The sequence below is a fragment of the Macromonas nakdongensis genome, assembly GCF_002837145.1.
Lineage (GTDB): Bacteria > Pseudomonadota > Gammaproteobacteria > Burkholderiales > Burkholderiaceae_C > Macromonas_B > Macromonas_B nakdongensis.
In genome coordinates, this window is record NZ_NWMV01000017.1 from 1 (window position 1) to 22837 (window position 22837).

Consider the following 22837-nt stretch of genomic DNA (forward strand, 5'->3'; position numbering starts at 1 on the left):
CAGGTCGCCGTCCAGCGGGGTGGCCAGGTGGCCCTGGGCGCGCAGTTGCTCGCACAGGGCCTGTGCCGCCGCGCCCGATTGCCGGTACTGGCAGACCACGTGCCAGCCCGCCTGCGCGAACGCGGTGCAGACGGCCGCGCCCAGCCGCACCCCGCCGCCGGTGACGAGCACGGCGGACGCTGCGGTGGAAGACGGTGCGGGGTGCAAGGCAGTGGGCATGGAGGCGGTGGGCAGGGCCGGTGGGCGCGGCCGCCGTATGATGGCGCCGCCCCCAGTACCCAGAAGCGACCCCACCGTGAGCGAACCCTCCCCAACCGACCGGCTGAAAGCCCATATTGTCCGCGAGCTGGCCGACGCCGGCGGCTGGCTGCCGTTTGACCGCTTCATGGCGCTGGCTTTGTACACCCCGGGCCTGGGCTATTACGCCAACGACAGCGTCAAGTTCGGCGCCATGCCGGGCGGGGGCAGCGACTTCGTGACCGCGCCCGAGCTGTCGCCCTGGTTCGGCCGCACGCTGGGCCATCAGGTGGCGCAGGCGTTGCGCGCCACCGGCACCGACGAGGTCTGGGAATTCGGTGCCGGCACCGGCGCGCTGGCGCACCAAGTGCTGAAGCAACTGCGTGCCGAGGGCGTGGCCGTGCACCGCTACCGCATCGTGGACCTGTCGGGCACCCTGCGCGAACGCCAGCGCGCGCGCCTGGCCGAGTTTGCCGACGTGGTGGACTGGGTGGACCAACTGCCCGAGGCGCTGAACGGCGTGCTGCTGGGCAACGAGGTGCTGGACGCGATGCCGGTGCAACTGCTGGTGCGCCTGAACGGCGCGTGGCACGAACGCGGCGTGGCATTGGCCCCGGCGGCCGACGGCACCCCCGCCTTGGCCTGGGCCGATCGCCCGACCGACCTGCGCCCGCCGCTGGCCGTGCCCGGCCCGCACGATTACCTGACCGAAATCCACCCCCAGGCCGAAGCCTTTGTGCGCACCCTGGCCGAACGCTGGCGGCGCGGCGCGGCCTTTTTCATCGACTACGGCTTCCCCGAAGCCGAGTACTACCACCCACAGCGCCACATGGGCACGCTGATTTGCCACCGTGCCCACCGCAGCGATCCCGACCCGCTGACCGACCTGGGGTTGAAGGACATCACCGCGCACGTCAACTTCACCGGGGTGGCGCTGGCTGCACAGGACGCCGGCCTGCAGGTGATGGGCTACACCAGCCAGGGGCGCTTTTTGCTGAACGCGGGCCTGCTGGACCTGGCCGCCGAGGCCCCGCTGACCGACCGCGCCCACTTGGCCAAGCTGGTGAACGAGCACGAAATGGGCGAGCTGTTCAAGGTGCTTGCGTTGGCGCCGGCTGCCAGCGCCGACGACTGGCTGCCCCTGGGCTTTGCCCAGGGCGACCGCACCCACACCTTGTGAAAGCCGCCGCATGATCCGCTGGGTCCTCGTCATCTTCCTGGCGTTGGTGCTGATCAGCTGGTTCACCCCTTTGTTGCAAAAGCTGGGTTTCGGCAAGCTGCCTGGCGACCTGCGCTTTCGCGCCTTTGGGCGCGAGTGGTTTTTGCCCGTCACCACCACGCTGCTGCTCAGCGGCGCGGCGAGCCTGATCCAGCGGCTCCTCTGACCCGCAGGCGATACGGTCGCCGGTATCTTGAAAAGGCCGGCAGGGCCTGCACATACATGGCCAGCCGTTACCGAAAGTCTTCGCCATGACCGATCCCCTGCACCTCGTCTGCCCGCACTGCCACACCACCAACCGCGTCGCCCCGGCCCACCTGACCAGCGCGCCGGACTGTGGCAAATGTCACCGCCCGCTGTTCACCGCGCGCCCGGTGGCGCTGGACGAGGGCAATTTCGACAAGCACATTGGCCGCAGCGACCTGCCGGTGCTGGTGGACTTCTGGGCGCCCTGGTGCGGCCCATGCCGCGCGATGGCGCCGGCGTTTGAGGCGGCCGCGGCGCAGCTGGAGCCCCAGGTGCGCCTAGCCAAGGTCAACACCGAGGAAGCGCAGGCCTTGGCCGCCCGGTTCCAGATCCGCAGCATTCCCACGCTGGCGCTGTTCCAGGGTGGGCGCGAAATCGCGCGCCAGCCCGGTGCCATGGGGCAGGCCGACATCGTGCGCTGGGTGCGCGCCCACCTGGGGCGCTGATGCCGGCGGGGGCCGGTGTGCCGCTCAGGCGCCGCGGGTCCGCCAGCGCTGCAGCAGCCGCGCACCGAACAGGTTGACGCCCAGGCCCAGCATCAGCAGCGCGCCCCCGGCCAGGTGCACCGGCTGCAGGGCCTCGTCGAAGGCCAGCCAGCCCGTGGTCAGCCCCACCACCGGCACCAGCAGCGTGAACGGCGAGACCTGGTTGGCCGGGTAGCGCGACAGCAGGTAGGTCCACAGCCCGTAGCCCAGCAGGGTGGCGCCCCAGGCCAGGTAGGCCACCGCCCCGAGCGAGGCCAAGTTCAGCCCCGCCAGCGCGGCGTGCATGGCCTGCGGGCCTTCCAGCCACAGCGACAGGGCCAGGAAGGGCAGCGGCGGCACCAGGCTGGCCCAGACCACGAAGGCGAACTGATTGATGGGCCCGAGCCGGCTGATCTGGCGCGAGACGATGTTGCCGCACGACCACGACAGCGCCGCGCCCAGGGTGAAGACAAAACCCAGCCAGGGCATGGCCGCGCCGTGCGCACTGCCGATGCAGCCCAGCCCCAGCGCCGCCAGCCCCAGGCCCACCAGCTGCGGCCGTTGCCAGCGTTCGCGCAGCCACCAGGCGCCCAGCAGCAGCGTGAAAAACGCCTGCGCCTGCAGCACCAGCGACGCCAGGCCGGTGGGCATGCCCACGTACAGGGCGGTGAACAGCAGCGCGAACTGGCCGACCGAAATCGTCAGCCCATAGGCCAGGTACCAGCGCAGGGGCACCTGGGGCGGGCGCACCAGCAGCACCGCAGGGAAGGCGGCCAGCACAAAGCGCAAGGCGCCCAGCAGCATCGGGGGCAGGCCGGCCAGCCCCACCTTGGTGATGGCGAAGTTCACGCCCCACACCAGCACGATCAGCCCGGCCAGCGCCAGGTCCCGGGGTTTCAGACCCATGGCGCTACACCGTGGCGCCCGGGGCCTGTGCCACGGCCTGAGCCCGGGCCTGGGCAATGGCGCGGGCCACTTGCAGGCCGGCCTTGGCCGGGTCGGTGGCCTGTGCCAGCACCGCTTGCGCGATGGGCGCGGTGTCCACGGCCATCGCAGCGTCCAGCGCCGCTTGCAGGCGTGGAGCCTGGGGGTAGGCGTCGTCGGCGTGGCCCAGGCGGCCGCGTGCGTCGCATTCGCAGGCCAGCAACACCTCGGCAAAGCGCTGTGGCCGGCGGATCGCGTCGCAACGTTCCAGCAGGCGCAGCGTGGCCTCGGCGCCCAGGCCCAGGCTTTGGTGGATGTGGCCGTGTTCGCGTGCCACCACCTCGGCCAGTTCCTTGCAGTCGCGCGGTACGCGCCAGCGCTCGCACACCGCCTGCAGCAGTTTCACGCTGCGCGCTTCGTGGCCGATGTGGCGCGGCAGCACATCACGTGGGGTGGTGCCTTTGCCCAGGTCGTGGCACAGGCAGGCGAAGCGCACGGTCAGCGGGGCCTGCAGGCGCGCGGCCATGTCGAGTACCAGGTTCAGGTGCAGGCCGGTGTCGATTTCGGGGTGGTATTCGGCCCGCTGCGGCACGCCCCAGAGCCGGTCCACCTCGGGCAGCAGCACCTTCAGGGCGCCGCAGTCGCGTAGCAGGCCGAGCATGCGCGAGGGGCGCGGCTCCATCAGTCCGCGCGACAGTTCCTGCCAGACCCGTTCGGGCACCAGGTGGTCCACCTCGCCGTGGTCCACCATCTGGCGCAGCAGGGCCTGGGTGTCGGGCGCCACGGTGAATTCGGGCCAGCGGGCGCAAAAGCGGGCCATGCGCAGCACCCGCACCGGGTCTTCGTGGAAGGCGTCGGTCACGTGGCGCAGCACGCGGGCCTGCAGGTCGCGCCGGCCGCCGTAGGGGTCCACCAGCGCGGGGTGCTGCGGGTCGAAGCGGCCGTTGGCGTCCAGCGCCGCGGCGGGCAGGGCCATGGCGTTGACGGTCAGGTCGCGCCGGGCCAGGTCTTCCTCCAGGGTGACGTTGGGGTGGGCCTGAAAGGCGAAGCCGTGGTAGCCGCGGGCGGTTTTGCGCTCGGTGCGGGCCAGCGCGTATTCCTCGCGCGTGACGGGGTGCAGGAACACCGGGAAGTCGCGTCCCACCGGCAGAAAACCGCGCGCCACCATGGCTTCGGGCGTGGCGCCGACCACCACCCAGTCGCGGTCGGCGTGGGGCGTGCCATCGGCGCCTGGGTGCGGGGTGTGGTAGTGGCCGAGCAGGCCGTCGCGCACGGCCCCGCCCACAAGGTAAATGTCCATCGACCGATTGTGCCGCGGTGCCGCGCTGCGGGGGCCGGATCGCTGTCGCGGCGGCGGCTGGGGTCAGCGGTGCAGGCGGTAGGGCTCCTCGAAGTCGAGGAAGTCCTGCTCGGCCAGGGCGCCGTCGATCCAGGCCTGCACGCCGGGCAGGGCACGCACCCGTGCCACGTAGGCGGCCACCGTGGGCGACACCGGCAGCGCGTAGCCGTGCAGCCGCAGGCAGACCGGGGCGTAGTAGGCGTCAGCGATGCTGAAGTCGCCGAACAGCATGGGGCCGCCGTGGCGGGCCAGGAGGCCTTCCCACAGGGCGCTCAGGCGGGCCACGTCGGCGCGCACGCCGGGCTGGTCGCGCCAGACCAGCGCGCCCACGTCGGGCAGGTGGGCTTCCACGTTCATGGGGCAGGCGTTGCGCAGCGCGGCAAAGCCGCTGTGCATTTCGGCGCAGGCGCTGCGGGCCACGGCGCGGACCGCCGGGTCGCGCGGCCACAGGGCGTGGTCGGCAAAGCGTTCGGCCAGGTACTCGGCCATGGCCAGGGTGTCCCACACCGTCAGCGGGCCCCCGGGGGCGGCGTGGTCCACCAGCACCGGCACCTTGCCGGTGGGGCTCACGCCGGCCAGCGTCTGCTTGAAGCGCGAATCGGCCTCGAACGAATCGAAGCGCACCATCACCTCGTCAAACGGCAGGTTGAACTGCCGCAGCAGCACCCACGGCCGCATCGACCAGGACGAGTAGTTTTTGTTGCCGATGTAGAGCTGCAGCATGGGGTCAGGCGTATTTTTCGAGGATGCGGGTGGAGCGTTCCACGTCGGCCTCGGCCTCGGTGCCGGTCACGGCCTCCATCACCGAGCAGGCCATCATCCGGTAGAAGGCTTTGTCCATGGCTTTGCGCGCGGCCGACATTTGTTGGGCCACATCTTCGCATGGGCGACCGGTTTCGACCATCTCCGCCAGGGCACGGACCTGGCCTTCGATGCGCCGCAGGCGGTTGATCACATCGCGCTGGTGCTCGCTGCGGTAGGCGTTGACGGCGCGGGCGGTGGCAGCGGGGGCCGCGGCGGTTTTCTTGGCGGTAGGCACGGTGGACCCTTTCGGTGTGGTCTGAAACAACTAGGAGTGTGCCAAAAAAGCAACTCGGCTGTGCCAGCAGGCACCCCATTGTTTTGGTGAGCACCCATTAAACCCTACCCCCTAGGGTAGATACGGATGTGGTTGAGCAATCTGCTCGGTTACTGTTTGGGCGTCTGGAATGCGAGTTGCAACACCTGGGCTTGAGGGCCCGCGAGGAGATGGGATGAAGACGTTCAAGCGCCTGGCGCTGGGAGCCGCGGTGACCGCGGCATTGCTGATCACCACCGGCTGCGGCACCCTGGGCACCATCGGCAAGCTGGAAGATGGGGCCGCCGCCGAGGCCGGCCGCATGTGGGACCGCTGGGTCGATGGCCAGGGCGACATCGCCGTGGCCACCACCTGGGAGCGCAAAGTCAAGGACGGCGTCAGCCCCAGCGACGTGGCCGAGATCCTGAAGCTGGTGGCTGTCGAGCGCAACATGCGCGACGTGGGCGTGCTGCCCCTGTCGAAAGAGCTGGAAGCACGCTCCGGCAAGAAGGAAAAGCACCTGACCGTCTATTCCTACTGCAGCCCGACCACGGCGCGCAAGATGGTGGATTTCAGCCCGCACATGGCGGCTTACCTGCCCTGCCGCATCAGCGTGGTCGAGAAGGAAGACGGCCTGTGGCTCTACACCCTGAACATGGACATGATGGTCAAGATGGGCCGTAAACTCCCCTCGCCCTTGAAGGAGGAGGCCATGGCCGTGCGCGACACCATCTACGAAATGATGGAACGCGCCTCGCAAGGCCAGTTCTGAGGCCGCCTGGGCCGACACGCATTTTCACCACACGAACGAGGAGACGAGAGATGGGCAAGCAGATTTCCTGGCAGCGCGCCGCCGTGGCCGTGGCCGTGCTGGCCGCAGGCGGGGCCGCGCACGCGACCAACGGCTACATGCCGCACGGTTTCGGCATCAAGGCCAAGGGCATGGGTGGCGCCAGCGTGGCCCTGGCCCACGACGGTTTTGCCGGAGTGAACAACCCGGCTTCTTCCGCCTTTGCCGGCAACCGCTGGGAGATGGGCGCCGAGATTTTCAACCCCAAGCGCTCGGCCGGTTACGACGGCACCCCGGCCCAGTCCACCAGCGGCCGCGAAACCTTTCTGATCCCCGAGTTTGGCTATAACGTGGCGCTGTCGAACAAACTGTCCCTGGGGCTCACGGTGTACGGCAACGGCGGCATGAACACCAGTTACGCCCCGTTTCCCGATGGCTCCAACCTGCTGGGGCCCGCAGGTTCCGGAAAGTTGGGCGTGGACCTGATGCAGCTCATCATCGCCCCCACCCTGGCCTACAAGGTCGCCGAGAACCATTCCATTGGCGTGTCGCCTTTGCTGGTGTACCAGCGTTTCAAGGCCTATGGTTTGCAAGCATTTGGGGTGAACAACCCCGGTAACGACCACAGCCACGGTCTGGGTGTGCGCATCGGCTACTTCGGCAAACTGAGCGACATGGTCACGGTGGGGGCTTCCTACGCGCCCAAGATCAACATGTCCAAGTTCGACCAATACGCCAACCTGTTTGCCGAGCAAGGCGACTTCGACATCCCGGAAAACTACACCGTGGGCATGGCCCTGCAGGTGACGCCCACGGTGCAGGTGGCGCTGGATTACCAGGGCATCCACTACAGCAAGGTGGCGTCCATCGGCAATTCCAGTTCGGCGATGGCCCCGTTCGGCGCCGCCAATGGCCCGGGCTTCGGCTGGCAGGACGTCAACGTTGTCAAGCTGGGGGTGCAGTGGCAGATGAACCCGCAGTGGACCCTGCGCGCCGGCTACAACGATGGCGACAACCCGATCCGGTCCAGCGATGCGCAATTGAACATCCTGGCGCCGGGCGTGATCGAGAAGCACTACACCTTCGGTGCCACGTACGCACCCAGCAAAGACGAGGAGTGGAGCGTGGCCCTGTGGCATGGCAAGAACAACGCCGTGTCCGGCCCGGCCATGGGTGGGGGCACGGCCACCATCCAGATGAAGCAGAACGGTTTCGGCCTGCAGTACGCCCGCAAGTTCTGACCCTGGGGTGCCGGCTTGGGCCGGCTTTTGCCCCAGCCACCGCCCTGCGTCGCGTGCGTGTGGCGGTTTTATTTGTGCCCCGTGTCAGCGCGGGCCGACGTAGCGCTCGCGGATGCGCAGCAGCGGGTCGGCCCGGCCAGCGCTGTCCAGGTAGGCGGCGGCGATCGGTTCCAGCGCGCTCGGTTGGATGTGCAGCGCATGCAGGGTGGGCAGGGTGCCGCTGGCGACGTTGTCCACCTCGAGCGAGCGCAGGTTGTCCGTGCTCATCAGGGGCGCGCCGGGCAGCAGTTCCATGAACAGGGCCTGGAAGTAGCCCAACGCCACCGGCAGGCTCAGCACCGGGCGCTCGTGGCCCGACAGGCGGCCGGCGAGTTGCACCAGTTCGGCCAGGGTGAAGGTCTGTTCGCCCACGCCTTCGAAGGTTTGACACACGGTGTCGGGCCGTTGCAGGCAGCGCACCACGGCCTGGGCCACGTCGCCCACCCACACCGGCTGGAAGCGGGTGCGGGCCCCGGCCAGGGGCATCAGCGGCAGGGTGGCCTGCAGGCGGGCAAACAGGTTCAGGAAACGGTCTTCGGCCCCGAAAATGACGCTGGGGCGCAGCACGGTGAGGTCCAGCCCGGCGGCGGCCAGCACCGCCTCGCCCTGGGCCTTGCTGCGCTGGTACAACGAGGGGCCGGTGGCCTGCGCGCCCAGGGCGCTCAGGTGCACCAGGCGGCGCACCCCACTGGCCTGCATGGCCCGTGCCAGGGTCTGGGGGAGTTGCACGTGCACCCGCTGGAAGGCCCGCTCGCTGCCGTGCAGGATGGCCACGAGGTTGACCACCGCGTCGTGGCCCGGCAGGAGCCGCCGCAGGGTGGCTTCGTCGTGCACATCGGCCTCGACCACGTCCACCAGGGGCAGCATCTGCACCGCCTGGGCATGCGCGCTGCGGCGCGTGGGGACGGTGGCGCGCAGGCCTGCGCGGTTGAGTTGTTCGCACACGTGGCGACCGACAAAGCCGGTGCCGCCCAGGACCAGGACTTTTTGCATCATGTTCAAGCGGAAGGGGTGGAGTGTTTCAGGGGAGGTCGGTGTTCGGTGCCCGGGCGCTGGCCTGGCGCGGTCCGATGGGGGCCAACCGCGCGCTCAGGCGTTGCGGCTGGCCGGTGATGAGCGCGGCGTAGTTGGTGGTGTTGGACAGCACGCGGCGGACGTAGTCGCGGGTTTCGTCGAAGGGGATGTTCTCGATCCAGACGGCGGCCTCCAGCGTCGGCCCATTGCGCCAACTGCGGGGGCGGCCCGGCCCGGCGTTGTAGGCGGCCGCGGCCATGGCCATGGAACCTTCGAAGTCGTCGAGCGCGAGCTTGAGGTAGGCGGTGCCGATGGCGATGTTGGTGTCGCGTTCGGTGATCTGTTCGGGCTTGAAGTCGCGCAGACCGATGCGTTTGGCCGTCCAGCTCGCGGTGGCGGGCATGACCTGCATCAGCCCGGCCGCGCCGACGTGCGACTGGGCGGCGGTTACGAAGCGGCTTTCCTGGCGGATCAGGCCGTACACGTAGGCCGGGTCCAGGCCGATCTCGCGGGCGCGCTGCACCACCGCCTGCCGGAAGGGCATGGGGAAGCGCTGGGCGTGGTCGATTTCGCCGCTGGTGCGTTTGCTGGTGTTGATGCAGCGGTCCCACACCTCGTGTTCGCAGGCCAGGTCGGCGGCGGCGAGCAGTTCGCGCTCGGTCATGCCGCCGGGGTGGTGCAGGGCGACGGCGTAGTTCCATTCGCGCACGCCTTCGCTGCGCAGCCCCAGGGCGATGGCGGCCAGGGCCCGTTGCAGGCTGGGGTTCTGGCGGGCGTCGGCCTTTTCAGCGGCGCTCAGGGTGGCGGGCGGCGGGGGTGTGGTGACGGTGCGGTTCAGGGCTTCGAGCGAGAGCTGCTCGTAGAAACCGGTGCTGCTGGCGGTGCGTTCGTACAAGGCGCGGGCCTGGGCGCGGGCCTCGGGGGTGCCGCGCGCGTCCAGGGCGCGGGCTTGCCAGTAGCGCCAGACCGGCTCGTCGCGCTGGGCCGGCTGCATGGCGGCGGTGGCGCCCAGCACCTGCTCCCAGTCACCGGCGCGCAGTGCGGCCCGGGCCTTCCAGGCCAGCAGGTCGTCGTTCAGGTGGCGGTTGTCGGCCTTGGCGAAATGGGCCATGGCCTCGGGCGACAGGCGCAAGGCGGCCCGCTTGCCGATCACGCCCCAGACCCAGCTTTGCTCTTCGTCGGTCAGCTGGGTCTTCCAGCGCAGTTTGGAGGCTTCGGCCGCGGCCGCGTCGGGGTTGCTGACGGCCAGGCGGACCAGGGCCAGCGTCACCAACTCCTTGGTGCGGCTGCGGATGGCGGTGACTTTCTCGTCCAGGTAACGGGCCGGGTCGCTGTGCACCGTGTTGACCAGGGGCAGCCAGGCCGGGTTGAGCAGGCCGATGGCCTGGGTGGCCACCGCGAGCTGGTTGTTCTCCATGGCCCAGCGGGCGCGCTGCCAGGCGGCGTCGGCGGGCAGCGCGCCGCTGGCCAGGAGGCGCTCGGCCAGGGTGGCGCAGCCGTCGTCGGCGCGGCGCTGCGCCAGCCACAGGGCCTTGGCTTGTGGTGCCAGGTCTGTCAGCGGGCGGTCGCGCTGCACCAGCAGCCCGTAGCACTTGACCTCGCGGTCGTCGTTCATGCGGAACAGCGGCAGTTCCTGGGCGAAGGTGGTCCAGTCCCGGGCCTTGCCCAGTTGCAGCAGCCAGTCGTTGCGCAGGCGGTCTTCGTGGTAGCTGCCGGCGTGGCGCTGCAGGAAGGCCCGGATCTCTTGCGGGCTGGCGGTGTTCAGGCGGGCGCGCAACTCCCAGTACGCGGCCTGGGGTTCCAGCAGGTGCCCTTGGGTGCGCGGCAGCAGGGCCGACAGGCGCTGGGCGTTGCCGGCCTGGAAGGCCTGGCGCATGTCCAGCAGGGCGCGTTCGGCGTCGGTTTGAGCCGAGGTGACCAGGGGACTCCAGGCGAGTGCCGCAGGCAGTAAGATGCGGGTGGCCACCGCCATCCAGTGCTTCGACATGAGTGTGAATCGCATAGGGAGAATTATGGACAACAAAGCCCCCGCAGCCCAGTCCGATCAGAAAGATCTGAAGTCCCAATGGCGCAAACGCTTGGTCGAGGAGCGGTTGCATCTGGACGACCGCCTGGCCCGCAACGATGCCTTGCAGCGCGTCATGCGGGTGTGGCTGGTGGACCGCCCGGACGTGGTCATCGGGGCGTACTGGCCGATCAAGGGCGAGTTCGATCCCTTGCCGGCCCTGTTCCGCTGGCAGGAGGCGGGCATGGAGGCCGATGCCCTGGGGGCCAGCCGGCGCCGCCAGATCGGTTTGCCGGTGATCAACAAGCTCACCAAGACGCTGACCTTCCACACCTGGTACCCGGGCTGCCCGATGGAAGAGGACGCCTACGGCATCCCCAAGCCCAAGGACACCGAGATCATCGAGCCGACCCTGCTGTTCGTGCCCTGCGTGGGTTACGGCCTGGGGGGTTACCGCCTGGGCTACGGCGGCGGGTTCTACGACCGCACCTTGAGCGAACTGAGTCCGCGGCCGTTCACCGTCGGGCTGGGCTACACCCACGGTTTCCTGCCCGAGCTGGAGCCCGAGCCGCACGACGTGCCGCTGGACGCGATCCTCAACGACAACGGCGTGGTCTGGCCGCTGGGCTGAACGGCGGCGAGGCGCCGGACGCCCCGGCGCTCAGGGGTGTTCGGTGCTGGTGTGGATGTCGGCCTGGGCGTGCACCCGTTCGTGCCGCAGCAGGTAGATGCCGCTGGCCACAATGATGGCCGCACCCAGCAGGGTGTAGCCGTCGGGCAGGGTCTGCCAGAACACCCAGTCCAGCCCGAGGCCCCAGGCCAGGGCGGTGTACTCGAAGGGCGCGACGGCCGAGGCCTGCCCGTGGCGGAAGGCCTGGGTGATGGCCAGTTGTCCGCCGAAGCCGGTGACGGCCAACGCCAGCAGCAGCCAGCCGTCTGCTGCGCGCACCGGCACCCAGCCGGGCAGGGCCAGGGCGGTGCCGAACACGGCCATCATCACCATGGACCACAGCACCAGGCTTTCGGGGGCATCGCTGCGGCACAGCAGCCGGCCCGAGACGGCCGAGGCCGCGTAGCAGGCCGCCGCGCCCAGCACCGCCAGGCCGGCCCAGCCGACGAAGGCACCGGGGCTGGGGCGCATGGCCACCAGCACGCCCGCCAGCCCCGCCGCAATCGCCCACCAGTGCGTGCGCGGCACGCGCTCGCCCAGCACCGGGATGGCCAGCAAGGTGATGAGCAGCGGTGCGATGAAAAACAGTGTGTAGGCGTTGGACAGGGGCAGGCCGTGCACCCCGTAAGTGAAGAGCGAGAGCATGGCCACCGCCAACACCCCGCGCAGCAGGTGCAGGGGCCAGCGCAGGTGCCACACCCGGGGCCAGGCGCGCCGCCATGTCAGGTAGGCGAACACCAGGGGCAGGGCCACCAGGCCGCGCAGGGCGGCCACCTGGACGGCGGGGTAATGGTCGGCCAGCGTCTTGAGGACGCTGTCCATCAAAGCGAAAAAGCCCACCGCCACGACCATGGCGGTGATGCTCTGCAAGTTGCCCGCGTGGGGCGAAAGGGGTGTCGTCGGCAGGGTCACCGAACGACTATAGCCGCGGCCACGCCCCTTTCTGGTGCCATTTGGGCGCTCACATGTTGCGCCGGTACTGGCCACCCACTTCGAACAGGGCCTGGGTGATCTGCCCCAGGCTGCACACCCGCACCGCGTCCATCAGCACCTCGAAGACGTTGCGGTTGTCGATCACCGCGTCTTTCAGGCGCTGCAGCATGGCCGGTGACCGATCGGCGTGGCGGCGGTGGAAGTCGGCCAGGCGCGTGAGCTGGCTCTGCTTTTCGTCTTCGGTGGAACGCGCCAGTTCCAGGCTCTCCAGCACCTCGTCGCCCTTGGGGTTGCGGAAGGTGTTGACGCCGATGATGGGGTACTCGCCGGTGTGCTTGAGCATTTCGTAGTGCATGGACTCGTCCTGAATCCGCCCACGCTGGTAGCCGGTTTCCATGGCGCCCAGCACGCCGCCGCGCTCGGCGATGCGCTCGAACTCGCGCAGCACGGCTTCTTCCACCAATTCGGTCAGCTCGTCGATGACGAAGGCGCCCTGGTTCGGGTTCTCGTTCTTGGCCAGGCCCCACTCGCGGTTGATGATGAGCTGGATCGCCATGGCGCGGCGCACCGAGTCTTCGGTCGGCGTGGTGATGGCCTCGTCAAACGCGTTGGTGTGCAGGCTGTTGCAGTTGTCGTACACCGCGATCAGCGCCTGCAGCGTGGTGCGGATGTCGTTGAACTGGATTTCCTGCGCATGCAGCGAGCGGCCGCTGGTTTGGATGTGGTACTTGAGCTTCTGGCTGCGTTCGTTGGCACCGTACTTGTCGCGCATGGTCACGGCCCAGATGCGCCGCGCCACCCGACCCAGCACGGTGTACTCCGGGTCCATGCCGTTGCTGAAGAAGAAGCTCAGGTTGGGCGCGAAGTCGTCGATGTGCATGCCGCGCGCCAAATAGGCTTCCACGAAGGTGAAGCCGTTGGACAGCGTGAACGCCAGCTGTGAAATCGGGTTGGCCCCGGCTTCGGCGATGTGGTAGCCGCTGATGGACACCGAGTAAAAGTTGCGCACGTCGTGGTGCACAAAGTACTGGGCGATGTCGCCCATCACTTTCAGGCTGAATTCGGTGCTGAAGATGCAGGTGTTCTGGCCCTGGTCTTCTTTCAGGATGTCGGCCTGCACCGTGCCGCGCACATTGGCCAGCACCCATTCGCGGATTTTTTCGGCTTCGGTGTCGGTGGGCTCGCGGCCGTTGTCGGCCTTGAACTTGTCCAGGTTCTGGTCGATGGCGGTGTTCATGAACATCGCCAGGATGCTCGGGGCCGGACCGTTGATGGTCATGGACACCGAGGTGGTGGGGTTGCACAGGTCGAAGCCGCTGTACAGCACCTTCATGTCGTCCAGCGTGGCGATGCTCACGCCGCTGTTGCCGACCTTGCCGTAGATGTCCGGGCGCGGGTCCGGGTCGGCGCCGTACAGCGTGACCGAATCGAAGGCGGTGGACAGGCGCTTGGCCGGCATGCCTTCGCTCACCATCTTGAAGCGGCGGTTGGTGCGGAAGGCGTCGCCTTCGCCGGCGAACATGCGGGTCGGGTCTTCGCCCTCGCGCTTGAAGGCGAACACACCCGCGGTGTAGGGGAAGCTGCCGGGCACGTTGTCCAGCATCAGCCATTTGAGGATTTCGCCGTGGTCCTCGTACTGCGGCAAGGCGACCTTGCGGATCTTGTTGCCGCTCAGCGTGGTGTGGGTGAGCTGGGTGCGGATTTCCTTGTCGCGGATCTTCACCACGTACTCGTCACCGGCATAGGCCTGCTGCATGTCGGGCCACTGGGCCAGCAGTTTGCGGGCGGCGGGGTCCTGGTCGAGTTCGCGCGCCTGGGCCAGGTCGATCACGGCTTCGGCGGCCTTGGGGCGGTGCGCCTTGCCGACCTTGAGCATCTCGGCACTGGCGTAGAGTTGCTGGATCTCGCGCGCCAGCCGGGCCTGCTGCAGCGCTTTCTTCTTGTAGCCGCGCACGGTGTCGGCGATTTCGGCCAGGTAGCGGGTGCGCGCCGGCGGCACGATGGGGGTCTGGTTGCTGCTGTGGCGCACCGTCACGCGCGGCAGGCGGCCTTCTTGCAACCGCAGGCCCAGGTCGGCCAGACGCACCTTCAGGGCTTGGTAGAGCGCGGTCACGCCGTCGTCGTTGAAGCGGGCGGCCATGGTACCGAACACCGGCATCTGCTCGGTCGGGGTGCCCCAGGCTTCCTTGTTGCGTTGCACCTGTTTGGCCACGTCGCGCAGCGCGTCGCTGGCGCCCTTGCGGTCGAACTTGTTGATGGCCACGAACTCGGCAAAGTCCAGCATGTCGATCTTTTCGAGCTGGCTGGCCGCACCGAATTCGGGCGTCATCACGTACATCGGCACGTCCACGTGCGGCACGATGGCGGCATCGCCCTGGCCGATGCCGGAGGTTTCGACGATCACCAGGTCAAAACCGGCCACCTTGCAGGCCGCCACCACGTCGGGCAGGGCGGCGGAAATCTCGGAGCCGAAGTCGCGCGTGGCCAGGCTGCGCATGTAGATGCGGCTGCCTTTTTGCCACGGCGAAATGGCATTCATGCGGATGCGGTCGCCCAGCAGGGCACCGCCCGATTTGCGGCGCGACGGGTCGATGGAGATGACCGCCACGCGCAGTTCGTCGTCCTGGTCCAGGCGCAGGCGGCGGATCAGTTCGTCGGTCAGCGACGACTTGCCCGCGCCGCCGGTGCCGGTGATGCCGAGCACCGGCACCTGGGTGGTCTGGGCCGCGGCGCGCAGTTGCTCCACCAGGCCCGCGTCGGCCGAACCGTTTTCCAGCACGGTGATGAGCTGGGCCAAGGCGCGCCAGGCGCTCTCGGTCTGGCCCTGGATGGCGGTGATGGACGTTGGCGCGTAGCCCGAGATGTCTTGGTCGCAGCGCATCACCATCTCGCCGATCATGCCGGCCAGGCCCATGCGCTGACCGTCTTCGGGGCTGTAGATGCGGCCCACGCCGTAGTCGTGCAATTCGCGGATTTCGCTGGGCACGATCACCCCGCCACCGCCGCCGAACACCTGGATGTGCGCGCCGCCCCGTGCCTTGAGCAGGTCCACCATGTATTTGAAGTACTCCACGTGCCCGCCCTGGTAGGAGCTGATGGCGATGCCCTGCGCGTCTTCCTGCAGCGCGGCCGTCACCACCTCGTCCACCGAGCGGTTGTGGCCCAGGTGGATCACCTCGGCCCCCATGCTCTGCAGGATGCGGCGCATGATGTTGATGGCCGCGTCGTGCCCGTCGAACAGGCTGGCGGCGGTGACGAAGCGCACCTTGTGCGTGGGGCGGTACTCGGCGAGGGCCTTGAATTCGGCGGACAGGTTGGTCATGTCGCGGGTCTCCTGGGCTGTTGTGGGCGATGAACCTGGATTTTGAAGGCCCAGGCTTGCTTTACGTTTACGTAAACGTCAATCTTAACCGCAATCCACAAAAAAGGGCGCCGAAGCGCCCTGTGAGGGGAAGGGAATGCGTCACTTGTAGAGCACTTCGGGCAGCCACAGGCCGATGCCCGGGAACAGGTACAGCAGCACGATGGCCAGCACCTGGATGCCCATGAACGGCAGCATGCCCGCGAAGATCTGGTTCAGCGTCACGTGCTTGGGCGCCACACCCTTGAGGTAGAAGGCGCTCATGGCCACCGGCGGGCTGAGGAAGGCGGTCTGCAGGTTCAGCGCCACCAGCAGGCCGAAGAACAGCGGGTCCACCCCGAAGTTGTCCAGCAGCGGGATGAAGATGGGCATGAAGATCACGATGATCTCGGTCCACTCCAGCGGCCAGCCCAGGATGAAGATGAGGACCTGGCTGAGGATGAGGAACTCGGTCTTCGTGAGGTTCATCGACAGCACCCAGGTCTCCACCAGTTCCTGTCCGCCCAGCAGCGCGAACGCCGCCGAGAAGATGGCCGAGCCGACGAACAGCCAGCACACCATGGCACTGGTCTTGGCGGTGAGGAACACCGACTCCTTGACCACGCTGAAGGTGAGCTGCTTGTAGGCCGCCGCCAGCAGGAAGCCACCGAAGGCGCCGACCGCCGCCGCCTCGGTCGGCGTGGCCAGACCGAAGACGATGGAGCCCAGCACCGCCAGGATCAGCACCAGCAGGGGGAAGAAGCTGGAGAGCAGCATCTTGAACACCTCCAGCCGGGTGAAGCTGAGCACGGCGTAGAACGCGGCCAGGGCCACCGCGCCGGCCCCCAGGCCGATCCAGTAGCTCTGCGGCGCCGGCTGGCTGGTGGCGGCAGGGGCTGTTTCGGCCGCGGGCGGGGTGTTGGCTGCCGCTTCGGTGGGTGCAGCCGGTGCCGCGGCACTGTCGCTGCCCGCGGGCTCGGCCACGGCGGCACCGGCCTCGGCGCCCGGGGGAGGGCTCAGGCTGTCGCTGCTGTCGTCGGGCGGGGTGGCCAGGCCGTCTTCGGCGGCCGGCGGCTCGCTCAGACCGCCTTCTTCGGTGCTGCCCGATTCGGCCGCGCCCTCGCCCATGGCCTGCAGTTCGCTGTAGTTCTCTTCCACCACCACCCGGGTCACGGACTGGTAGCTGGCCAGCGCCACCACGGCGAACAGCACCGCCGGCAGCAGGGCAATGCCCAGCTGGCGCAGCAGGTAGCCGGTGGGCACGGCGGCGTTGTTGCGGCCTTTGAGGGCTTTGACCAGGCCGGCCAGGGCCGAGGCGCCGCCCTGGGCGCCGATCTTCAGCAGCGGTGGCGGCAGCGGTACGAAGCGCTGTTCCGCGGTCAGCGGCGGCGCCCATTGCGGCTTGAGCTTGGCGATGAGGATCACGTAGACGATGTACAGGCCCGCCAGCATGATGCCGGGGAAGAAGGCGCCCGCGTACAACTGCACCACCGACACGCCGGCCGTGGCGCCGTACACGATCAGCAGCACCGACGGTGGGATCAGGATGCCCAGGCAGCCGCCCGCGGTGATGGCGCCGGCGGTCAGCCGCACGTCGTAGCCGGCGCGCAGCATCTGCGGCATGGCCAGCAGGCCCATCAGCGTCACCACCGCGCCCACGATGCCGGTGGCCGTGGCGAACACGGCGCAGGTCACAAGTGTGGCCACGCCCAGCGAGCCCGGCACGCTGGCCAGGGCCAAGTGCAGGCTTTTGAACAGCTTCTCGATCAGGTTGGCCCGTTCCACCAGGTAGCCCATGAACACGAACAGCGGGATCGAGATCAGCACGTCGTTGCTCATGACCGAGTAGGCGCGTTGCACCATCAGGTCCAGCGTCTGCGTCACCGCGCCGATGGCCGACTGGTCGCCCGAGTGGTAGGCGAAGAAGGCGAACAGCATGCCCATGCCCATCAGCGTGAACGCGGTGGGAAAGCCCAGCATGATGGCGACGACCACCAGCGACAGCATCAACAGCCCGTAGTGGCCGTTGGTCATGGTGTCCACGCTCAGCATCATGGCCAGCGCGGCGCTCAGGATTAGCCCCATCAGGCTGAAGCCGAACCAGAGTTCTTTGCGGATTTTCATGCCTGGCCGCCTTTCTGTGCGCCTTGCTGGGTGACGAAGCGGTCCAGCGCCTCGATGTCGGCGTCTTTCACGTGCACCATGTCTTTCAATTTGTCCACGTCCACCTCTTCCACGTCTTCTTCACGCGCGGGCCAGGCGCCCTCGCGCAGGCAGATCACGCAGCGCACGATTTCCACCAGACCCTGCAACAGCAGGATGCCGCCGGCCAGCGGCAGCACGAACTTGAAGGGGTAGAGCGGCAGGGCGTCGGCCGAGAAGGTCTGCTCCTTGATGGCCAGCGAGTCCTGCGCGAAATTCCAGCCGGCCCAGGTCAGGGCGATGATGCCGGGCAGGAAAAACACGATGTAGAGCGCCAGGTCGATGGCGGCCTGGGTGCGCGGCTGGAAAAAACCGTAGAGCACGTCGCCGCGCACGTGGCCGTTCTTCGACAGGGTGTAGGCCCCGGCGCACATGAACAGGGTGCCGTAGAGCATGATCTGCATGTCCAGCACCCAGGCGTGCGGCGTGTTCAGCATGTAGCGGGAAAAGACTTCCCAGGAAATCAGCAGGGTCAGGATGGCCGCCGTCCAGGCAGCCAATTGGCCGATCCAGGTGGACAGCCGGTCCACCGCCAGCAACAGGTTTTGCATTTTGGGTCGCCTCAAAAACAAGGCAGGGGCACGCCTGTGCCCCTGCGAGATGCGTCACAACGTTGGCCTCAGCCCTTCTTGGCACCCTTGCCGAAGTAGTGGTTGTAGGCCATCTTGAAGTCCACCATGTAGTCGTTCTGCCACTGGCCGGCGCGCTGGGCAAAGGCCTTTTGCGAGTCCAGCACTTTCTTGAACATCGGGTTTTCGGCCGATTTCTTGGCGATGGTCTTGTCCCAGGCGGCCAGTTGGGCGCGCAGCACGGCGTCGGGGGTCTTGTAGAACTTCACGCCCTGCTTCTTCAGCTCGCCGTAGTCCTTGGAGTTGCGCTCGATGGCTTTCCAGCTCATGTCGGCGCTGGCGGCCTGCACCGCGTAGTCGATGATGGAGCGCAGTTCCTGTGGCAACGCGCGGTACTTGGGGCCGTTGAATAGGATTTCGAATTGTTCGCCGCTCTGGTGGAAGCTCTGCAGCATGCAGTTCTTCACCACGTCGGGGAAGCCCAGCACGCGGTCGGACGAGGCGTTGTTGAACTCGGCCGCGTCGATCAGGCCGCGGTCCAGCGCCGGCACGATCTCGCCACCCGGCAGCGGGTTGACGGCGGTGCCCATTTCGGTGAACACGTCCACGGCCAGGCCCACGGTGCGGAACTTCAGGCCCTTCATGTCTTCCACTTTGGCCACCGGCTTCTTGAACCAGCCCAGCGGCTGGGTGGGCATCGGGCCGTACAGGAAGTTCTGCACGTCCATGTTCAGGCTCTTGTAGATCTCGGCCACCAGCTCCTTGCCGCCGCCGTAGTTGTGCCAAGCCAGCACCATGTTCGGGTCCATGCCGAAGGCCGGGCCGGAACCCCACAGCGCCAGCGCCGAGTTCTTGCCGTACCAGTAGGCGATCACGCCATGGCCGCCGTCCAGCGTGCCCTTGCTCACCGCTTCCAGCAACTGGAAGGCCGGCACCACCGCGCCGGAGGGCAGCACCTCGATCTTCAGGCGGCCACCGGCCATGTCGTTGACCTTCTTGGCGAAGTCGTTGGCGTACTCGTGGAAGATGTCCTTGGCCGGCCAGGTGCTCTGGAAGCGCAGGGTGGTGGTCTGGGCCGATGCAATCATCGGTGCCGACATGGCCCCGGCGGCCACGGCGGCGCCTTTGAGCAGTTTGCGGCGGGAGTTGGGCTGAGCGGGAGCGGTCACGGTCAATGTCTCCATGGGGTTGTGGTGCCGCCATGCAGACTGCCGACGGGGGTTTATACCGATATGGGGTCTTTTCCGAGACACCTCTGCCGCCGGTTTTGTGCTGCGCCTCTAGGGAGACGGGGGGCGATGGAAAAAATTTCAAACGCCGCGCCAAAAATCGTCATTGGGGTGGGGCGTGGCCGACTTTCTTTATCATCGGGGTCCGCACCCCCTGAGCGAGGCCCCGCATGCGTCCGATCCAGCTGTTCGACCCCGATTCCTCCACCTACACCTACGTCCTGTTCGACGTGGCCACGCGCGAGGCCTTGATCATCGACCCGGTGGATCTGCAGCTGGAGCGCGACCTGGCCGTGCTGCGCGATTACGGCTTGCGCCTGGTCTGGACGGTGGAAACCCATGCCCACGCCGACCACATCACCAGCGCCGGCAAGCTGGCCGAACACGCCGGCGCCCAGACCGCAGCACCGGCCGCGTGCGGCATCACCACCGCGGCGCGCCAGTTGCAGGACGGCGACACCCTGCGCTTTGGCGCGCACACCCTGTGTGCCCTGGCCACCCCGGGCCACACCGCCGGCAGCATGTGCTACACGTGGGAGGCCGGTGGCCAGCGCCACGTGTTCACCGGCGACACCCTGCTCATCAACGGCTGCGGCCGCACCGACTTCCAGTCCGGCAGTCCCGAGGCGCTGTACCACAGCCTGACCGAGGTGCTGTTCCGCCTGCCCGACGACACCACCGTCTGGCCCGGGCACGACTACCAGGGCCGCACCCATTCCAGCATCGGCCAGGAAAAGGCCGGCAACGCCCGCGTGGCCGGCAAAACGCGCGACGAATTCGTGGCACTCATGAACAAGCTGCACCTGCCACGCCCCAAGCGCATGGACGAGGCCGTGCCGGCCAACCTCAGCTCAGGCCTGCGCCACGACGTGGACGGCGCACTGCTGCAGGTGCCGCGCGCCGCCGCCGGTTACGCCGGGGACGTGCCGGCGCCCCTGGCCTGGCAATGGGTGCAAGCCGGCCAGGCCGTGCTGGTGGACGTGCGCACCGACGCCGAGCGCGAGTGGGTGGGCTTTGTGCCCGGCGCGGTGGCGCTGGCCTGGAAGCAATGGCCGGGCATGGCCATGAACCCGGCTTTTGACGCAGGCCTGCAAGCTGCGGCCGCCGGTGGCCACAAGCTGGTGCTGCTGTGCCGCAGCGGGGTGCGCTCCATCGCTGCGGCCAAACGCGCCACCGAACTGGGGCTGGAGGCCTACAACATCCTCGAAGGCTTTGAAGGCGACCCCGACGGCGACGCCCACCGCGGCCAGCGCGGCGGCTGGCGCTTCCACGGCCTGCCCTGGCGCCAGAACTGAGCGTCTGCTCAAACCGCCACCGGGTTTCTACCGAAACCGCCCCCGCTATCATCCGTACATGACTTTGCTGGCACTGGATGTGGGAAACACGCGCCTCAAGTGGGCGTTGTACGAGGCGCCCGGTGTGGGCGCGCGCATGCTCGCGCACGGCGTGCAGTTCCTGGAAAACATCGAAACCCTGGCCGAAGGCGACTGGAGCAGCCTGCGCCCCCCCACCCACGTGCTGGGCTGTGTGGTGGCCGGCGACGCGGTGCGCCGCCGGGTGCAGGAGCAGCTGGAACTGTGGGACGTGGCGCCGCAATGGGTGGTGTCCAGCGCTGCCGAGGCGGGCCTGAGCAACGGCTACGACCATCCCTCGCGCCTCGGCTCCGACCGCTGGGTGGCCATGATCGGGGCGCGCCAGCGCCTGCTGGCCCGCGGTCAGCGCCGGCCCTGCGTGCTGGTCATGGTCGGCACCGCCGTCACGGTGGAAGCCATTGACGCCGATGGCCGTTTCCTGGGTGGGCTGATCCTGCCGGGCCACGGCATCATGCTGCGGGCGCTGGAGTCCGGCACCGCCGGCCTGCACGTGCCCACCGGCGAGGTCTGCAACTTCCCCACCAACACCAGCGACGCGCTCACCAGCGGCGGCACCTTTGCCATCGCCGGGGCGGTGCAGCGCATGGTCGACAACCTGCGCCAGCACACCGGCGAGGAGCCGGCCTGCATCATGACCGGCGGTGCCGGCTGGAAGATGGCCCCGAGCATGACGGTGTCGTTCGAACTGGTGGACAGCCTGATTTTCGATGGCCTGCTGGCCATCGCGCATCAGCGCTTCAGCCAGCGCGTGGCCAGTTCCACCCAGTAAGTGCCGCCCAGCGGAATCAGCGCGTCGTTGAAGTCGTAGCGCGGGTTGTGCAGGGTGCAGGGCCCGGCGTCGTGGCCGCCGCCTTCGTAGCCGGCGCGGTGCGCACCGTCGCCGTTGCCGATGAACAGGTAGGCCCCAGGCCGGGCCTGCAGCATGTAGGCAAAGTCTTCCGCACCCATGGTGGGCTCCTGCGCCAGCACCATCGCGTCGCCCACCACCTCGCGCATCACCTGGCGGGCAAAGTCGGCCTCGGCCGGGCTGTTCACCGTGGGCGGGTAGTTGCGCTCGAACTCGAAGTCGCAGCTGGCGCCGAAAGCCGCACAGGTGTGCTGGGCGATCTCGCGCATGCGCCGTTCGATCAGGTCCAGCACCTCCAGCGTGAAGGTGCGCACCGTGCCCTGGATCTCGCAGCTGTCGGGCACCACGTTGGTGGCTTCGCCGGTGTGGATCATGGTCACGCTGATCACGCCCGCGTCCACCGGCTTCTTGTTGCGGGTGATGACGGTCTGGAAGGCCTGCACCATCTGGCAGGCGATGGGCACCGGGTCGATGCCGTTGTGGGGCAGTGCGGCGTGGCTGCCCTTGCCGCGGATGACGATCTTGAACTCGTTGCTCGAGGCCATCACCGGCCCGGGGCTGACGGCGAAGCTGCCGGCCGGGTAGCCGGGCCAGTTGTGCATGCCGAACACCGCTTCCACGGGGAAGCGTTCGAACAGGCCGTCCTTGATCATCTCGCGAGCGCCGCCGCCGCCTTCTTCGGCCGGCTGGAAGATCAGCACCACGGTGCCGTCGAAGTCGCGGTACCGGGCCAGGTGCTGGGCCGCGGCCAGCAGCATGGCGGTGTGGCCGTCGTGGCCGCAGGCGTGCATGCGCCCGGCGTGGCGGCTGGTGTGGGCGAAGGTGTTGAGCTCGGTCATGGGCAGGGCGTCCATGTCGGCGCGCAGGCCCACGGCGCGGCCGCAGGCACCGCCGTCGCGGCCGTGCACCACGCCCACCACGCCGGTGCTGCCCAGGCCCCGGTGCACCTCGACGCCCCATTCGGCCAGTTTGGTGGCCACGGTGTCGGCGGTGCGCACCTCCTGGAAGCACAGCTCGGGGTGGGCGTGCAGGTCGCGTCGCAGACGGGTCAGCTCGGCGGTTTGCGCCAGGATGGAGTCGTTCAGGTTCATGGCCGGTC

General features: G+C 68.3%; 21 protein-coding genes and 1 pseudogene. 9 read left to right on the forward strand and 13 right to left on the reverse strand.

Annotation, left to right across the window (positions count from 1 at the left end; genetic code table 11):
• On the reverse strand, nucleotides 1-219 hold a 219-nt coding region (locus CON77_RS02920), incomplete at its 3' end, for an SDR family NAD(P)-dependent oxidoreductase (RefSeq protein WP_157826827.1).
• 37 nt (nucleotides 220-256) lie between these two features.
• Here CON77_RS02920 and CON77_RS02925 point away from each other — a divergent pair.
• The 3 genes from CON77_RS02925 to trxC all read left to right on the forward strand — a co-directional run bounded on the left by CON77_RS02925 (nucleotide 257) and on the right by trxC (nucleotide 2148).
• Nucleotides 257-1417: a class I SAM-dependent methyltransferase gene (locus CON77_RS02925; protein WP_439650506.1), complete on the forward strand. Its 1161-nt coding sequence runs from the start codon at nucleotides 257-259 to the stop codon at nucleotides 1415-1417.
• A gap of 10 nt (nucleotides 1418-1427) precedes the next feature.
• On the forward strand, nucleotides 1428-1622 hold the full coding sequence (locus CON77_RS02930) for a DUF2905 domain-containing protein (protein ID WP_101047644.1): 195 nt from the start codon (nucleotides 1428-1430) through the stop codon (nucleotides 1620-1622).
• Nucleotides 1623-1707: 85 nt separating this feature from the next.
• Nucleotides 1708-2148 (forward strand): thioredoxin TrxC, encoded by a 441-nt coding sequence (gene trxC / locus CON77_RS02935; RefSeq protein WP_101047645.1) that lies wholly within the window; start codon nucleotides 1708-1710, stop codon nucleotides 2146-2148.
• Nucleotides 2149-2172: 24 nt separating this feature from the next.
• Here the strand turns inward: trxC and CON77_RS02940 are convergent, their stop codons facing one another.
• The 4 genes from CON77_RS02940 to CON77_RS02955 all read right to left on the reverse strand — a co-directional run bounded on the left by CON77_RS02940 (nucleotide 2173) and on the right by CON77_RS02955 (nucleotide 5468).
• Nucleotides 2173-3066, reverse strand: coding sequence for an EamA family transporter (locus tag CON77_RS02940; RefSeq protein WP_439650509.1), 894 nt, complete (start codon nucleotides 3064-3066; stop codon nucleotides 2173-2175).
• 10 nt (nucleotides 3067-3076) lie between these two features.
• Nucleotides 3077-4390, reverse strand: a complete 1314-nt coding sequence (locus CON77_RS02945; protein ID WP_101047647.1) for a multifunctional CCA addition/repair protein — start codon at nucleotides 4388-4390, stop codon at nucleotides 3077-3079.
• A 63-nt stretch (nucleotides 4391-4453) separates the two neighbouring features.
• Nucleotides 4454-5152 carry a glutathione S-transferase family protein gene (locus tag CON77_RS02950; protein ID WP_101047648.1) on the reverse strand — a complete coding sequence of 233 codons (699 nt, stop codon included), beginning with the start codon at nucleotides 5150-5152 and terminating at the stop codon, nucleotides 4454-4456.
• Between the two features lie 4 nt (nucleotides 5153-5156).
• Complete coding sequence (locus tag CON77_RS02955) at nucleotides 5157-5468, reverse strand: metal-sensitive transcriptional regulator (protein WP_101047728.1); 312 nt, start codon at nucleotides 5466-5468, stop codon at nucleotides 5157-5159.
• Between the two features lie 214 nt (nucleotides 5469-5682).
• On the opposite strand from CON77_RS02955, the gene CON77_RS02960 reads away from it, so the two are divergent.
• Together CON77_RS02960 and CON77_RS02965 are read left to right on the forward strand one after the other, a co-directional pair.
• On the forward strand, nucleotides 5683-6258 hold the full coding sequence (locus CON77_RS02960; RefSeq protein WP_101047649.1) for a DUF302 domain-containing protein: 576 nt from the start codon (nucleotides 5683-5685) through the stop codon (nucleotides 6256-6258).
• A 50-nt stretch (nucleotides 6259-6308) separates the two neighbouring features.
• Entirely contained in the window at nucleotides 6309-7517 is a 1209-nt protein-coding gene (locus CON77_RS02965; protein WP_101047650.1) for an OmpP1/FadL family transporter, read from the forward strand.
• 84 nt (nucleotides 7518-7601) lie between these two features.
• Here the strand turns inward: CON77_RS02965 and CON77_RS02970 are convergent, their stop codons facing one another.
• Nucleotides 7602-8549, reverse strand: a complete 948-nt coding sequence (locus CON77_RS02970; protein ID WP_101047729.1) for a complex I NDUFA9 subunit family protein — start codon at nucleotides 8547-8549, stop codon at nucleotides 7602-7604.
• A gap of 28 nt (nucleotides 8550-8577) precedes the next feature.
• Complete coding sequence (locus CON77_RS02975) at nucleotides 8578-10572, reverse strand: lytic transglycosylase domain-containing protein (protein ID WP_232788382.1); 1995 nt, start codon at nucleotides 10570-10572, stop codon at nucleotides 8578-8580.
• A gap of 10 nt (nucleotides 10573-10582) precedes the next feature.
• Between CON77_RS02975 and CON77_RS02980 the strand changes: the two genes are divergently transcribed.
• Nucleotides 10583-11206: a 5-formyltetrahydrofolate cyclo-ligase gene (locus CON77_RS02980; protein ID WP_101047651.1), complete on the forward strand. Its 624-nt coding sequence runs from the start codon at nucleotides 10583-10585 to the stop codon at nucleotides 11204-11206.
• A 30-nt stretch (nucleotides 11207-11236) separates the two neighbouring features.
• Here the strand turns inward: CON77_RS02980 and CON77_RS02985 are convergent, their stop codons facing one another.
• The 5 genes from CON77_RS02985 to CON77_RS03005 form a co-directional block, all read right to left on the reverse strand.
• Nucleotides 11237-12115 carry a DMT family transporter gene (locus tag CON77_RS02985; RefSeq protein ID WP_232788383.1) on the reverse strand — a complete coding sequence of 293 codons (879 nt, stop codon included), beginning with the start codon at nucleotides 12113-12115 and terminating at the stop codon, nucleotides 11237-11239.
• Nucleotides 12116-12206: 91 nt separating this feature from the next.
• Nucleotides 12207-15500: a fused isobutyryl-CoA mutase/GTPase IcmF gene (icmF, locus tag CON77_RS02990; protein ID WP_101047652.1), complete on the reverse strand. Its 3294-nt coding sequence runs from the start codon at nucleotides 15498-15500 to the stop codon at nucleotides 12207-12209.
• Between the two features lie 141 nt (nucleotides 15501-15641).
• The gene (locus tag CON77_RS02995) at nucleotides 15642-17642 is read right to left on the reverse strand and encodes a TRAP transporter large permease (protein ID WP_101047653.1); all 2001 of its coding nucleotides are present in this window, start codon (nucleotides 17640-17642) and stop codon (nucleotides 15642-15644) included.
• On the reverse strand, nucleotides 17639-18271 hold the full coding sequence (locus CON77_RS03000) for a TRAP transporter small permease subunit (protein WP_101047654.1): 633 nt from the start codon (nucleotides 18269-18271) through the stop codon (nucleotides 17639-17641). Before CON77_RS03000 ends, CON77_RS02995 begins: the two co-directional genes overlap by 4 nt.
• A 68-nt stretch (nucleotides 18272-18339) precedes the next feature.
• Nucleotides 18340-19458, reverse strand: a complete 1119-nt coding sequence (locus tag CON77_RS03005) for a TRAP transporter substrate-binding protein (protein ID WP_232788384.1) — start codon at nucleotides 19456-19458, stop codon at nucleotides 18340-18342.
• A 230-nt stretch (nucleotides 19459-19688) separates the two neighbouring features.
• Between CON77_RS03005 and CON77_RS15460 the strand changes: the two are divergent.
• The 3 genes and pseudogenes from CON77_RS15460 to CON77_RS03015 all read left to right on the forward strand — a co-directional run.
• Nucleotides 19689-20201 (forward strand): annotated as a pseudogene (locus CON77_RS15460) (MBL fold metallo-hydrolase); the annotation flags it as partial.
• Between the two features lie 138 nt (nucleotides 20202-20339).
• Nucleotides 20340-20813, forward strand: coding sequence for a rhodanese-like domain-containing protein (locus tag CON77_RS15465; RefSeq protein ID WP_439650510.1), 474 nt, complete (start codon nucleotides 20340-20342; stop codon nucleotides 20811-20813).
• A 58-nt stretch (nucleotides 20814-20871) separates the two neighbouring features.
• On the forward strand, nucleotides 20872-21660 hold the full coding sequence (locus tag CON77_RS03015; protein WP_101047657.1) for a type III pantothenate kinase: 789 nt from the start codon (nucleotides 20872-20874) through the stop codon (nucleotides 21658-21660).
• Here the strand turns inward: CON77_RS03015 and CON77_RS03020 are convergent.
• Nucleotides 21621-22829 carry a M20 aminoacylase family protein gene (locus CON77_RS03020; RefSeq protein WP_101047658.1) on the reverse strand — a complete coding sequence of 403 codons (1209 nt, stop codon included), beginning with the start codon at nucleotides 22827-22829 and terminating at the stop codon, nucleotides 21621-21623. The genes CON77_RS03015 and CON77_RS03020 overlap by 40 nt on opposite strands.
• Nucleotides 22830-22837: the final 8 nt, after the last annotated feature.